Source organism: Micromonospora sp. L31, assembly GCF_052068075.1.
Classification (GTDB): domain Bacteria; phylum Actinomycetota; class Actinomycetes; order Mycobacteriales; family Micromonosporaceae; genus Micromonospora; species Micromonospora purpureochromogenes.
In genome coordinates this window covers 164,835-178,439 of the sequence record NZ_JBQHDC010000006.1, presented here as the reverse complement: position 1 = coordinate 178,439, position 13,605 = coordinate 164,835, and the positions used below count along the sequence as shown (strand labels likewise).

11 protein-coding genes are annotated in these 13,605 nt (G+C 73.5%); 7 read left to right on the top strand and 4 right to left on the bottom strand.

What is annotated here, in order from left to right; genetic code table 11:
- The first annotated feature begins 248 nt into the window (after positions 1 to 248).
- Complete coding sequence (locus tag ACTMS9_RS18295) at positions 249 to 728, top strand: hypothetical protein (protein ID WP_280836429.1); 480 nt, start codon at positions 249 to 251, stop codon at positions 726 to 728.
- A gap of 114 nt (positions 729 to 842) precedes the next feature.
- On the opposite strand, the gene ACTMS9_RS18290 is transcribed toward ACTMS9_RS18295, so the two are convergent.
- A complete protein-coding gene (locus ACTMS9_RS18290) occupies positions 843 to 1,070 on the bottom strand; it encodes a DUF2277 domain-containing protein (protein ID WP_154942825.1) in 228 nt (75 codons plus the stop codon).
- Positions 1,071 to 1,122: 52 nt separating this feature from the next.
- Here ACTMS9_RS18290 and miaB point away from each other — a divergent pair, with 52 nt between their 5' ends.
- Complete coding sequence (gene miaB, locus ACTMS9_RS18285) at positions 1,123 to 2,658, top strand: tRNA (N6-isopentenyl adenosine(37)-C2)-methylthiotransferase MiaB (protein ID WP_441165552.1); 1,536 nt, start codon at positions 1,123 to 1,125, stop codon at positions 2,656 to 2,658.
- A gap of 60 nt (positions 2,659 to 2,718) precedes the next feature.
- Here the strand turns inward: miaB and ACTMS9_RS18280 are convergent, their stop codons facing one another.
- Positions 2,719 to 4,323 carry a cellulase family glycosylhydrolase gene (locus tag ACTMS9_RS18280; protein WP_441165551.1) on the bottom strand — a complete coding sequence of 535 codons (1,605 nt, stop codon included), beginning with the start codon at positions 4,321 to 4,323 and terminating at the stop codon, positions 2,719 to 2,721.
- A gap of 447 nt (positions 4,324 to 4,770) precedes the next feature.
- Positions 4,771 to 5,979: a DUF349 domain-containing protein gene (locus ACTMS9_RS18275; RefSeq protein WP_441165550.1), complete on the bottom strand. Its 1,209-nt coding sequence runs from the start codon at positions 5,977 to 5,979 to the stop codon at positions 4,771 to 4,773.
- A gap of 152 nt (positions 5,980 to 6,131) precedes the next feature.
- Between ACTMS9_RS18275 and ACTMS9_RS18270 the strand changes: the two genes are divergently transcribed.
- From ACTMS9_RS18270 to dapF, 3 genes are read left to right on the top strand one after another with little or no spacing between them, the layout of a single operon-like run.
- Entirely contained in the window at positions 6,132 to 6,902 is a 771-nt protein-coding gene (locus ACTMS9_RS18270) for a hypothetical protein (protein ID WP_441165549.1), read from the top strand.
- Positions 6,785 to 7,810, top strand: coding sequence for a tRNA (adenosine(37)-N6)-dimethylallyltransferase MiaA (gene miaA, locus ACTMS9_RS18265; RefSeq protein WP_441165662.1), 1,026 nt, complete (start codon positions 6,785 to 6,787; stop codon positions 7,808 to 7,810). The genes ACTMS9_RS18270 and miaA overlap by 118 nt, the downstream gene beginning before the upstream one ends.
- Before the next feature lie 7 nt (positions 7,811 to 7,817).
- Positions 7,818 to 8,663 carry a diaminopimelate epimerase gene (gene dapF, locus ACTMS9_RS18260; protein ID WP_441165548.1) on the top strand — a complete coding sequence of 282 codons (846 nt, stop codon included), beginning with the start codon at positions 7,818 to 7,820 and terminating at the stop codon, positions 8,661 to 8,663.
- Between the two features lie 79 nt (positions 8,664 to 8,742).
- Here the strand turns inward: dapF and ACTMS9_RS18255 are convergent, their stop codons facing one another.
- Complete coding sequence (locus tag ACTMS9_RS18255; RefSeq protein WP_441144283.1) at positions 8,743 to 10,215, bottom strand: NAD-dependent malic enzyme; 1,473 nt, start codon at positions 10,213 to 10,215, stop codon at positions 8,743 to 8,745.
- Between the two features lie 177 nt (positions 10,216 to 10,392).
- Between ACTMS9_RS18255 and hflX the strand changes: the two genes are divergently transcribed.
- Together hflX and ACTMS9_RS18245 are read left to right on the top strand one after the other, a co-directional pair.
- Positions 10,393 to 11,838 (top strand): GTPase HflX, encoded by a 1,446-nt coding sequence (gene hflX / locus ACTMS9_RS18250; protein WP_441165547.1) that lies wholly within the window; start codon positions 10,393 to 10,395, stop codon positions 11,836 to 11,838.
- Between the two features lie 49 nt (positions 11,839 to 11,887).
- Positions 11,888 to 13,594: a hypothetical protein gene (locus tag ACTMS9_RS18245; protein ID WP_441144279.1), complete on the top strand. Its 1,707-nt coding sequence runs from the start codon at positions 11,888 to 11,890 to the stop codon at positions 13,592 to 13,594.
- The last annotated feature ends 11 nt before the right edge of the window (positions 13,595 to 13,605 follow it).

Below are 13,605 nucleotides of genomic sequence, written 5' to 3'. Positions count from 1 at the left end.
GGTCCACGGCGAGGAGGAGCCACGAGGCGCGAATCCGACACGAACCCGCCGGCCCCGGTTGCCCGGATCGGGCACCATACCCGATAAACTGTCATCTTCCCGCTACTCGGTGCAACGGCGCCCGAGGAAATTTTGCCCGTAATGGTCACAGACCGGTAACTTGCCCCCGGCTGAGGTCAAATGCACCCCACCATCGTCAGTAAGGCCCGATCCGGAGGCCGGTGGGACGAACGCAGCGAGGAGGCGGCATGACCGAGCTGTGGAACTGGAGAATCGACGGGGCGGCACCCGTGGAGGTGTATCCCGCGCTGGCCGAGGCGCTCGGTCGGGTGGTGATGCCCCTCGCCGTCGCCGACCCGGCCCGGCTGCCCACGTACGCGGTGATCTGCGACGTGTGGGAGGCGCCGGGGGAGTTCGGCACGGTGGTGGACTGCTACGGGGTGCCCGAGCGGCTGAACGAGCGCACCAGCATCGCCGCGCTGGCCCGGCTGCTGGACCGAAACTGCCTGCTGACCGACGACACCCTCGACGCCGGCCGGCACCTGCTGGTCGCGCCGGACGGCACGATCCGCCCGGTGCACTTCGACGTGACCGAGACCGACGACGGCGAGGTGCTCAGCAACCAGCGGCTCTGCACGCTGGCCCATCCCGGCTGCCGGGGCTGGTCCCGGTGCCACCGCTCGCGCTGGGCGCCCGACTCGGTCAACCCGGCCCTCGCCGCGGCCTGACCTCGCCGTGACCGCCCCCGCCGGGGCCGGCCCCCGCTCAGCCGGCCCCGACTGAGCCGGCCCGGGCTCAGCCGGCCCCCCGCTCAGCCGGCCCCCCGCTCAGCCGACCCGGGCTCAGCCGGCCCGCGCCGGGCGGGAGCCGCGGACCTGCAACTGGTCGAGCAGGGTCGCCGTGGCGGCGGCCACCGCGCGCACCGCCGCGTCGAACGCCTCGGCGTTGTGCGCGGCCGGGGCGCGGAAGCCGGAGATCTTGCGGACGTACTGCAACGCCGCCGCCTCGATGTCGGCCGGCGTCACCTCCGGCACGTACGGCTCACGCAGGGTCTTGATGCTTCGGCACATGGCTCCTCCTCGTTCGGGTCCACCCGGTCGGCCCGGATACGCTGTGCACGTCATGACTACCGCAGCCGCCAGCAGCCCGCGCACCTACCAGGTGCGCACCTACGGCTGCCAGATGAACGTGCACGACTCCGAGCGCATTTCCGGCCTGCTGGAGCAGGCCGGCTACGTGCGCGCCGCCGAGGTCGACGACAACCCGGACGTGGTGGTGTTCAACACCTGCGCCGTCCGGGAGAACGCCGACAACCGGCTCTACGGCAACCTGGGTCATCTGCGCCCCGTGAAGGACAAGCACCCCGGCATGCAGATCGCCGTCGGCGGCTGCCTGGCCCAGAAGGACCGCGGCGACATCGTCCGCAAGGCGCCCTGGGTCGACGTCGTCTTCGGCACGCACAACATCGGCTCGCTGCCGGTGCTGCTGGAGCGGGCGCGGCACAACACCGCCGCCGAGGTGGAGATCCTCGAATCCCTCGACGTCTTCCCGTCCACGCTGCCCACCCGGCGCGAGTCGACGTACGCCGGCTGGGTGTCGATCTCGGTGGGCTGCAACAACACCTGCACGTTCTGCATCGTGCCCTCCCTGCGGGGCAAGGAGAAGGATCGCCGCCCCGGCGACATCCTCTCCGAGGTGCGCGCCCTGGTCGACGAGGGCGTGCTGGAGGTGACCCTGCTCGGGCAGAACGTCAACTCCTACGGCGTGGAGTTCGGCGACCGGTACGCGTTCGGCAAGCTGCTGCGCGCCTGCGGTGACATCGACGGGCTGGAGCGGGTCCGGTTCACCAGCCCGCACCCGAAGGACTTCACCGACGACGTGATCGCCGCGATGGCCGAGACGCCGAACGTCTGCCACTCGCTGCACATGCCGTTGCAGTCCGGCTCCGACGACGTGCTGCGCGCGATGCGCCGCTCGTACCGGTCGGAGAAGTACCTGGGGATCATCGAGAAGGTCCGGGCGGCGATGCCGGACGCGGCGATCACCACCGACATCATCGTCGGCTTCCCCGGCGAGACCGAGGCCGACTTCCAGCGCACCCTGGACGTGGTCCGCGAGGCCCGGTTCTCCTCGGCGTTCACCTTCCAGTACTCCAAGCGCCCCGGCACGCCCGCGGCCACCATGGACGGCCAGCTGCCCAAGCAGGTCGTGCAGGAGCGCTACGAGCGGCTGATCGCCTGCGTGGAGGAAATCACCTGGGCGGAGAACAAGCGCCTGGTGGGGGAGACCGTCGAGGTGCTGGTCGCCGTCGGCGAGGGGCGCAAGGACGAGCGCACCGGCCGGATGTCCGGCCGGGCCCGCGACGGGCGGCTGGTCCACTTCGCCACCGGCGCAGCCGGAGCGAACGGCCAGCACGGCGACGCCGGTTCGCTCGTCGGGCAGATCCGTCCCGGCGACATCGTGCACACCACCGTGACGTACGCGGCCCCGCACCACCTCAACGCCGACGGCGAGCCGCTGTCGCACCGGCGTACCCGGGCCGGCGACGCCGCCGAGGCGGGGCGCTCCCCGCGTACCCCCGGGGTGCTGCTCGGGCTGCCCACGGTCGGCGCGCCGGCGGCCGCGCCCGCGCCGGCGACCGGCTGCGCCGCGCACTGACGCCACCGCCGACGGCCGGGACCTCCGCGGAGGCCCCGGCCCTCGGCGTGTCGGGGGCGGTCAGCAGGCGGTGCCGTTGAGCTTCACCGTGCCCGACGCGGACGCCGCGCCGTTGGCGGTGAAGCCGATCGTCACCGACGCCCCGGCCGCCAGGGACCGCGACCAGTCGGGCGCGGCGGCGGTGACCGTCGTGCCGGACTGGGTGACCGTGGCGTTCCAGCCGCTGGCCAGGCTCACCCCGGACGGCCAGGCCCAGGTCACCGACCAGGGGTTCACCGCGGCGGTGCCGGCGTTCTTCACCGTCAGCTCGCCCTGGAAGCCGCCCTGCCAGGCGTTGACCTGCTGGTAGCTGGCGGTGCAGCCGCCGGTCGGCGCCGGGGTGGTCGGCGTCGGGCCCGGGGTGGTCGGCGTCGGCGACGGGCCACCGCCGCCCACCGGCGGGATCAGGTACGGCTGGAGGATGGCCTGCTTGGTGGTGTTGATGTTCGTCCAGTCGTCCAGCGCGATGCCGCCGGTGTCACCGGAGTTCGGGTTCCAGGACCAGTAGGTGAAGGACATCCCGTTGACGCCGGTGCCGGTGTAGGCCATCAGGTTCTCCAGCCAGACCTTGTCCTTCGGGTCCGCGAGGGTGCTGCCGAACTCGCCCATCATGATCGGCGCGATGTTCTGCTTGTGCAGGTAACCCCAGTACTTGTCCCAGATCGCCGGCATGTTCGCCGGGTAGTCGGGGGCGTCGAACCAGGTCTGGCGGTAGACCGACGTGGCGTACTCGTGCGGCGAGTAGACCAGCCGGTTCGCCACGTTCAGCCGGACCGGGAAGTCCTTGGCCTTCGTGAGGTTGCCGCCCCACCAGCCGCAGTCCTCGTCGTTGCTGGGGTCGCCGTCCCAGACGTTCGACAGCCCGCCGCTGGGGCAGCTCACCCCCTCCACGAAGATCAGCCAGTTCGGCTGCACCCCGAGGATGGCATTGCCGGCCCGCTCGGCCGCCAGCCGCCAGTCCCGGGCGGTGTCCCCGCAGCCCCAGCAGGCGCCGGTGGCGGCCGGGTTGGTGCCCTCGGCGTGCGGCTCGTTGTGCAGGTCCGCGCCGATCACGGTCGGGTTGCCCGCGTACCGTTGGGCGAGCATCTTCCAGTCGTTGATCCAGGTAGCCTCGGAGACCGTCGAGGTGTACCAGAGCGGCGACTGCCCGGCCGCGGTCGGCCGGTGCCGGTCCAGGATGACCCGCATCCCCTTGCCGCCGGCGTAGTCGATCACCTTGTCGAGGATCTGCAACGGGGAGAGCCCGACCAGGTCGGGGTTGACGAAGTCGTTGATCCCGCTGGCGGTCGCCCCCGGCTTCAGCGCGTCGTTGGAGTAGGGGATGCGCAGCGTGTTGTAGCCGAGGCTGGCCATCTTGTCGAGCTGACCGCGCCACGGGTTGCTCGACCAGAGCCCGTGGAACGTCTTGTTGTCCGTCTCCATGCCGAACCAGTTGATGCCGGTGAGCCGGACCGTGGCGCCGGTGCTGTCGACGATCTTGTTGCCGCTGGTGTGCAGGTAGCCGGTGCCGGTGCCGCCGACGGCGGCGGCCGCCGGGGTGGTGCTGACGGCGGCGGCGACGAGGACGCCGGCCGCGGCGGTGGCGAGCGCGGTGAGCGCGCCGCCGAGGGCGGTGGGTCGGTGCATGCGAGCTCCACTTCGGATGCCCCGCCGCGCCGTGCTCAGGCGGCGCGAGGGGCGGAGGGCCAGGTGGGTGGCCGCGCTCTTCCGCGGGTACGCGGACAGCGCGCGGCGGACGGCGTCCCGCGGACGCCTCCACTCGCTACGGACACCGGCGACTCCCGACGGCGGTGTCCACCGTCGATGCCCTCGCGCCGGGGCCTGACCTGGCTCTGCCGCCCATTGTGATCAGCACACCTCGATGCGTCAACCGCCCCCACCAGGCCCACGCTCTCCCCACCCCCGGCCCACCCCCGGCCCACCGCGGGCGCACTTTCCCGGAAAGCGGGCCTATCCGTCGCGGAATGAGCCCGCTTTCTCTGTATGTGCGTCTTGGGGGGTGTGTGGGGTGGGGGCAGATGCGCGGGAGCCCCGGTCCCGTCGCGGGACCGGGGCTCCCGGAGCGTTACGGCGTCAGCCGGCCTGCTCGGCGAGCTGGAGGAACTGCCGCTTGGAGGCGAGCGCCTGCTCGGCCTCCTTGATCCGGCGGGCGTCCCCGGCGGCCTGCGCCCGGGCCAGCCGCTCCTCGGCCTCGGCCACCTGCGCCCGCATCTGGGCGAGCAGCGGGTTGTCCTCCTTGGTGGTCCGCCGCCAGGCCGAGTCCATGACCTCGCGGACCTTGTCGTCCACGGCCCGCAGCCGCCGCTCCAGCCCGGCGGCGGCCTCCCGCGGCACCCGGCCGGCCTCGTGCCACTGCGCCTGGATCTCCCGCAGCTTGGCCTGCGCGCCCTTCGGGTCGGCGTCGACGTCCAGCGCCTCGGCCTCGGCGATCAGGGCCTGCTTGCGCTCCAGGTTGGCCCGCTGCTCGTTGTCGCGGGCCGAGAAGACCTCGCTACGCCGGCTGAAGAAGGCGTCCTGGGCGGCCCGGAACCGTTCCCAGAGCTTCTGCTCGGCCTCCTTGGAGGCGCGCGGCGCGGCCTTCCACTGGTTCATCAGCTCCTTGAGCTGGTTGGCGGTGGCCGCCCAGTCGGTGGAGTCCTTCAGCTTCTCGGCCTCGGCGACCAGCTCCTCCTTGACCGTCTGCGCCTGCTTGCGCTGCTGGTCCAGGGTGGCGAAGTGGGCGCCCCGGCGGCGGGTGAACCCGTCGCGCGCGGCCGCGAACCGCTTCCACAGCTCACCGTCGGCCTTCTTGTCGACCCCGCGGATGGTCTTCCACTCGTCGAGGATCTCCTTGAGCCGGTCGCCAGCGGTCTTCCAGCCGGTCGACTCGGCGGCCAGCTTCTCCGCCTCCTCGACCAGCGCGGTCTTGCGGGCGAGCGCCTCGCCGCGGGCGGCGTCCCGGGCGGCCTTGGCCTCGCCGGCCTTCTCCTCGGCGACGGCGGCGAGCTTGTCCAGCCGTGCGGCGAGGGCGTCGATGTCGCCGACGACGTGCGCCTCGGCCAGCGAGGCGCGGATCCGGCGGATCGTGGTCAGGGAGTGGCCGGCGTCCGCCGCGCCCGAGTTGAGCCGGGCCTCGGTCAGGTCCACCTCGGTCACCAGGTCGGCGAAGCGTCGGGCGAAGTGGGCCAGCCCCTCCTCGGGGGCACCCGCCTGCCAGGATCCGACCACCCGCTCGCCCTCGGCGGTCTTGACGTACACGGTGCCGTCCGCGTCCACCCGTCCGAAGGCAGTCCAGTCGCTCATGTGCCCATCCTCGTTCTCCCGGCGTCGACGGGGCGGACCCCGCGAACGCCGCCACGGCGCAGCCAAGTTACTCCCGGCATTGTCACAGGTCCGCCCCCGTGAGTGTGAAGCGCCTGTCGTCGACCGTGACCATACGGTGTCCTACCGCTGCAATGACCGGATCGGCGCGGGGACGCACCGGCGCGTCCGGCTACCGTGAACCCGTGCCTCTGGTCGCCGCCGCCGTCTGCCCCCACCCGCCCCTGATCGTGCCCGAGCTGGCCGGCGCCGCCGCCGCTGAGCTGGACGACCTCCGCGCCGCCTGTGACGACGCCGTCACCAGGCTGCTCGCCGCCGCGCCGGACGTGGTCCTGCTGGTCGGCGACGGGCCGCGGACCACCACGTTCGACGCGGCGGACTTCGGCTCGCTGCGGGCGTACGGGTTGGACCGGCGCGTCCCGCTCTGGAAGACCAACTGCGCCGGTGGCGAGCGGCTGCCGCTGAGCCTGACCGTCGGCGCCTGGCTGATCGGCCGGTCGGGAACCGCGCTGCCCCGGCTGGCCCGGTCGGTGGCGACCGACCTGTCGCCGGCGGACTGCGCCGAGCTGGGGGCGGCACTCGCCGGCGAGCCCGATCGCCGGGTCGCGCTGCTGGTGCTGGGGGACGGGTCGGCGTGCCGAGGCCGGCAGGCGCCCGGCTACGACGACCCGCGCGCCGAGGCGTACGACGATGGGGTCGCCCGGGCCCTGGCCGACGCGGACGCCGACGCCCTGCTCCGCCTGGACCCGGTGCTGTCGGCAGAGCTGCGGGTGGCCGGGCGGGCGCCCTGGCAGGTGCTGGCCGGCGCGGCCCGCGCGGCCGGCGGCGACTGGCGGGGCGAGGTGCGCCACTACTCGGCGCCCTACGGCGTTGCCTACGTCGTGGCGTCCTGGGAGCCGGCGTGACCGGCACGGTGGTGGCGGTGGTCGGTCCGACCGCCGCCGGCAAGTCCGCGCTGAGCATCGCCCTGGCGCACGCGCTCGACGGTGAGGTGGTCAACGCCGACTCGATGCAGCTCTACCGGGGCATGGACATCGGCACGGCCAAGCTGACCCCGGCCGAGCGGGAGGGCGTGCCGCACCACCTGCTGGACATCTGGGACGTCACCGAGCCGGCCAGCGTCGCGGAGTACCAGCGGCTGGCCCGCGCGGCGGTCGACGACATCCTGGCCCGGGGCCGGGTGCCGCTGCTGGTCGGCGGCTCCGGGCTGTACGTGCGGGCGGTGCTGGAGCAGTTCGAGTTCCCCGGCACCGACCCGGCGGTGCGGCAGCGGCTGGAGGCGGAGCTGGCGGCGGTGGGGCCGGCCCCGCTGCACGCCCGGCTGGCGGAGGCCGACCCGGCCGCCGCGGCCGGCATCCTGCCCGGCAACGGCCGGCGGATCGTCCGGGCCCTCGAAGTGATCGAGCTGACCGGGGCGCCGTTCACCGCCTCGCTGCCCGAACCGACCCCGTACTACCCGTCGGTGCAGCTCGGCGTCGACCTGGACACCGCGCTGCTGGACGAGCGGATCGCGCTGCGGGTGGACCGGATGTGGGCCGACGGGCTGGTCGCCGAGACCCGCGAGCTGGTCGGCCACGGCCTCCCCGAGGGGCGGACGGCCAGCCGGGCGCTCGGCTACCAGCAGGTGCTGCGCTTCCTGGCCGGGGAGCTGACCGAGGTCGAGGCGCACGACGAGACGATCCGGGCCACCCGGCGCTTCGTCCGCCGGCAGCGCTCCTGGTTCCGTCGCGACCGGCGGATCCACTGGCTCGACTCGGCCTCGCCGGCGTTTGTCGACACTGCGCTGCGGATGGTCGGCGAGCATCGGGGATGATGGGGGCGTGGAGTTCACCAAGGGCCACGGCACCGGCAACGACTTCGTCATCCTGCCCGACCCGGACGGGGCGCTCGACCTGACGCCCGGGCTGGTCGCCGCGATCTGCGACCGGCGGCGCGGCGTCGGCGGCGACGGCGTGCTGCGGGTGGTGCGGGCGGCCAAGCATCCGGAGGGCGCCGCCCTGGCGGACGAGGCCGAGTGGTTCATGGACTACTGGAACTCCGACGGGTCGTTCGCGGAGATGTGCGGCAACGGCGCCCGGGTCTTCGTCCGCTACCTGCTGGAGAACGGGCTGGCCACCCCCGCCGGCGCGGCGCTGCCGGTGGCCACCCGGGCCGGCGTCGTGCGCGCGCGGGTCGAGGCCGACGCCATCGCCGTCGAGATGCGCCGCCCCCGGGTGTACGACGCCTCGACCGCCACCCTGGGCGGGCTGACCCTGCCCGGCGCGGCGGTGGACGTCGGCAACCCGCACCTGGTCTGCGCGCTGCCGGCCGGGCTGGGGCTGGCCACCCTCGACCTGACCCACGCGCCCGAGTACGACGCCGGCGTCTTCCCGGCCGGGGTGAACGTCGAGTTCATCACCTCGGGGGAGCCGGTCGCCGGCACCGACGGGCACGTGCTGATGCGGGTCTACGAGCGGGGCTCGGCCGAGACGCTCTCCTGCGGCACCGGCGCCTGCGCGGTGGCTGCGGTGGCCCTGCGCGACGCCGCCCGGGACACCGGCACGGTCGCGGTGGACGTCCCCGGCGGCCGCCTGACGGTCACCGTCACCGACGACTCCTGCTGGCTGGCCGGCCCGGCCGTCCTGGTGGCCACCGGCACCGTCACCCCCGCCACCCTGCTCCCCTGAGGCACCCGCCGACCCGCCAGGACGTGGCGCTGAGCCGACTCGTCCGTCCGGGGTCAGCGGGCGTACCCGCAGGCGGGCGTCAGGGGGTCGCGGAGGCGTTGGCGGCGATCTCGGGGAGGTCGGCCGGGCCCGAGTCGGCGGCCGGTCGCGGCGCGGTGGCCGGGTTCTGGGCGGCGGCGCGGACGGCGGCGGCGACCGCCGGGGCGACCCGGGAGTCGAAGACGCTGGGCACGATCACCGTCGGGTTGATCTTTTCCTCGCCGACCACGTCCGCGATGGCCCGGGCCGCGGCGAGCGCCATCTCCTCGGTGAACTCCTCGGCGTGCGCGTCGAGCATGCCCCGGAAGACGCCCGGGAAGGCGAGCACGTTGTTGATCTGGTTCGGCTGGTCCGAGCGGCCGGTGGCCACGACCGCGGCGTGCTTGCGCGCCTCCCGCGGGTCGACCTCCGGGTCCGGGTTGGCCAGCGCGAAGACGATCGAGTCCTTCGCCATGGTGGCGATGTCGTCGCCGGTGAGCAGGTTGGGCGCGCTCACCCCGATGAAGACGTCCGCGCCGCGGACCGCCCCGGGCAGGTCGCCGGCGTAGTTCTCCTTGTTGGTGTTCTCCGCCAGCCACTGCCAGGCCGGATTGAGCCCGGTCAGGCCGCGGTGCAGGGCACCCTGCCGGTCGTACGCGATGATGTCGCCCACGCCCTGGCGCAGCAGCAGCTTCATGATCGCGGTGCCGGCCGCGCCGGCTCCGGAGACGACCACCCGGACGTCCGGGAGCTGCTTGCCCACCACGCGCAGCGCGTTGGTCAGCGCGGCCAGCACGCAGATCGCGGTGCCGTGCTGGTCGTCGTGGAAGACCGGGATGTCCAGCGCCTCGCGCAGCCGGGCCTCGATCTCGAAGCAGCGCGGCGCGGCGATGTCCTCCAGGTTGATCCCGCCGTACGCGGGGGCGATCGCCTTGACGATCTGCACGATCTCGTCGGTGTCCTGGGTGTCCAGGACCACCGGCCAGGCGTCCACCCCGCCGAAGCGCTTGAACAGCGCCGCCTTGCCCTCCATCACCGGCAGCGAGGCGGCCGGCCCGAGGTTGCCCAGGCCGAGCACGGCCGAGCCGTCGCTGACCACCGCGACGGTGTTGCGCTTGATGGTCAGCCGGCGGGCGTCCGCCGGGTTCTCGGCGATCGCCATGCAGACCCGGGCCACCCCTGGGGTGTACGCGCGGGACAGCTCGTCGCGGGTGCGCAGCGCCACCTTCGGGCTGACCTCGATCTTGCCGCCGAGGTGCAGCAGGAACGTCCGGTCGGAGACCTTGCGCACGTCCACGCCGTCCAGCGCGGTCAGCGCGTCGACCACCTGGTCGGCGTGGCTGGCGTCGGCGGTGTCGCAGGTGAGGTCGACGATGACGCTGGTCGGGTCGGAGTCGACCACGTCGAGGGCGGTGACGATCGCGCCGGCCTCACCGACCGCGGTGGTCAGCCGGCCGATCGAAGAGGCGTCCGCGGGCACCGCGATCCGGATCGTGATCGAAAATCCGGCACTCGGTAGTCGGGTGATTGCCACGGGGTCCCTCCGTCGACGCTGAGCGGCTCGCCAGGCATTTCTACCCGCCTGCCGAGGTCGCCCGGCATCCGCCCCCGACTTTTGCCACCTCCGGGGCGGGCATATAGCAGGTGCGTCCGGCGTTGCCACATGTCAGGATTACTTTCCTTAGCGGCAAAAAACGGACAGGAGATCGGTTTGCGGAACCAGGAGAGCTTCGTGCCCTTCGAGGACGAGGAGCTCGATGTCACCACCGGCGAGATGGAACTGTCGGAGCGTCAGTCGCTGCGGCGCGTCCCCGGCCTCAGCACCGAACTCACCGACATCACCGAGGTCGAGTACCGGCAGCTGCGCCTGGAGCGGGTGGTCCTGGTGGGCGTCTGGACCGAGGGCACGCAGAACGACGCGGAGAACTCGCTGACCGAGCTGGCGGCGCTGGCCGAGACGGCCGGCTCGCAGGTGCTCGAGGGGCTGATCCAGCGGCGCAACCGCCCGGACCCGGCGACGTACATCGGCCGGGGCAAGGTCGACGACCTGGGCGCGATGGTTCTCGCCACCGGCGCCGACACCGTCATCTGCGACGGTGAGCTGTCGCCGTCCCAGCTGCGCAACCTGGAGCAGCGCACCAAGGTCAAGGTCGTCGACCGGACCGCGCTGATCCTCGACATCTTCGCCCAGCACGCCAAGAGCAAGGAGGGCAAGGCGCAGGTCGAGCTGGCCCAGCTCGAATACCTGCTGCCGCGCCTGCGCGGTTGGGGTGAGACGCTGTCCCGGCAGACCGGTGGTTCCGGTCGCGGTGGCGGCGCCGGCGGCGGCGTGGGTCTGCGTGGTCCCGGTGAGACCAAGCTGGAGACCGACCGGCGCCGGATCCGCACCCGCATCTCCCGGCTGCGCCGCGAGATCAAGGGCATGAAGACGGTACGCCAGACCAAGCGCGCCCGGCGCTCCCGTAACGCCGTGCCCGCGGTCGCCATCGCCGGCTACACCAACGCCGGTAAGTCGAGCCTGCTCAACCGGCTGACCGGCGCGGGCGTGCTGGTCGAGAACGCGCTCTTCGCCACCCTCGACCCGACCACCCGCAAGGCCACCACCTCCGACGGCCGGCTCTACACCCTCTCCGACACGGTCGGCTTCGTCCGGCACCTGCCGCACCAGATCGTCGAGGCGTTCCGCTCGACCCTCGAGGAGGTCGCCGAGGCGGACCTGGTGGTGCACGTCGTCGACGGCGCCCACCCGGACCCGGAGGAGCAGGTCCGCGCGGTCCGCGAGGTGCTCTCCGAGGTCGGCGCCGACCGGCTGCCCGAGCTGCTGGTGGTCAACAAGACCGACGCGGCCGACGAGGACACCCTGCTGCGGCTCAAGCGGCTCTGGCCGGACGCGATCTTCGTCTCCGCGCACAGCGGGCGCGGCATCGACGGGCTGCGACAGGCCGTCGAGGAGCGGCTGCCCCGCCCGGCGGTGGAGGTCCGCGCGGTGCTCCCGTACGACCGGGGTGACCTGGTGGCCCGGCTGCACCGGCAGGGCGAGGTGCTGAGCACCTCCCACCTGCCCGAGGGCACCCTGCTGCACGTGCGCGTCGGTACGGCGCTCGCCGCCGAGCTGGCGCCGTACGCCGCGGTGGAGGCGGTCGCCGGGGCGCGGTAGCGCTCCCGGCGTGACACGCCCGTTCACCGCGGCATGCGACACTGGCGCAATGCGCCGCGCTGTTTCCTCGGTCACGGTTGCCCTCGGTCTGCTGGGGGCCACCGTGGCGTCCACCGGTGTCGCCCTGGCGGCACCGGCGACCTCCGCTCCCGCCCCCAAGAAGCGCTGCACCGTGACCGACGAGCGGCTGCGCGAGATGTCCGGGCTGGTGGCCACCAGGAGCGGCTACATCGTGGTCAACGACAGCTCGCTGCAGGAGAGCCGCAAGCGGGTCTTCTACCTCGACACGAAGTGCCGGATCTCGAAGGAGCCGGTCCGCTACACCGGGGCCGGCCCCTTCGACACCGAGGACCTGGCCGTCTCGCCGGACGGCAAGACCCTCTGGATCGCCGACATCGGCGACAACCCGGGTAAGGACCGGCGCAGCCGGATCGCGGTGTGGACCATGCCGATCGGCGGGGGCAAGGAGCCGGTGCTGCACCGGCTGTCGTACCCGGAGGGGAAGCCGCACGACGCCGAGGCCCTGCTCGTCGGCGCCGACAACCTCCCCCTGGTGATCACCAAGGTGCCCAGCGGCAAGGCCGGGATCTACACGCCGACCGGAAAGCTGCGCAACGGCGACACCGAGCCGGTGCCGATGAAGAAGGTCGGCGAGATCGCGCTGCCGGAAACCACCACCGACAACCCGATGAACATCTTCGGCCGGGTGTCGATCACCGGGGCGGCGCGCTCGCCCGACGGCTCGAAGGTGGTGCTGCGCACCTACGCGGACGCCTTCGAGTACGACGTGACCGGCGACGACATCGTGGCGGCGCTGACCACCGGCAAGCCGCTGGTGACCCCGCTGGCCGACCCGTTCGGGGAGGCGATCTCCTACACCCCGGACGGGAAGACGTTCCTGACCGTCTCGGATGCCGGCACGCTCAGCCCCGACGACCAGATCGACATCCTCGCGTACACCCCGTCGACGACGGGGGCCGAGGCGCTCGCCCGTGCCGACGGCCTCCAGAAGCCGGTGGCCGAGAAGTCCTGGTACGACTCGCTCAGCCTGGACCAGATCACGTACCTGATCGGCGCGATCGGCGTGCTCGGCGCGCTGCTGGTCGGCGCGGGCATCGTCGGCATCCTGCGGTCCCGGCGCCGGCCCGCCCCGGCCGACGACAGCCGGGACGGCGACGACCCGTTCTCCTCCGGGGCGATCGACCGCGGCCCCGACGAGGGCTTCGGCCCCGGCGACCGGGACGGTCCGCGCGGTGGGGTCTACGGCGGCGCTCCCGCCGCCGGCGTCTACGGCGGCCCCGCGCCGGCCGGTGGCGCCCCGGGCCGCGCGCCCGGGGGCGGCGGCGTCTACGGCGGCGGCCACCCCGGTGGCCGTCCCGACGGGCCCGGGGTGCCGGCCGGCGGGCGTCCGGCCGGGCCGGGCGGGGGCCGTCCGGGTGGCGGTGTCTACGGCGGCGGTCGGCCGGCGGGCGGCGGTGTCTACGGTGGCGCCCCGGCGGGCGCTCCCCAGGGCGGGGGCGGCCCGCGTGGCGGTGGCCCGGGTGGCCCGCCCGGCGGCGCGCCGAACGGCGGTGGACCGCGCGGCGGCGGCGACCCACGAGGTGGCGGCGTCTACGGCGGTGGCGGACGCGCGGAACCTCCGCGTCGTCACCCCCGGGACCCGCGCTCCGGCCCGCGCCACGACGACGGGTACGACGACCGGCGGGGCGGCCAGTACGGGTACGGACAGCCGCCCGGCCGGGGTGAACGGTACTGAGACGAGCAGCA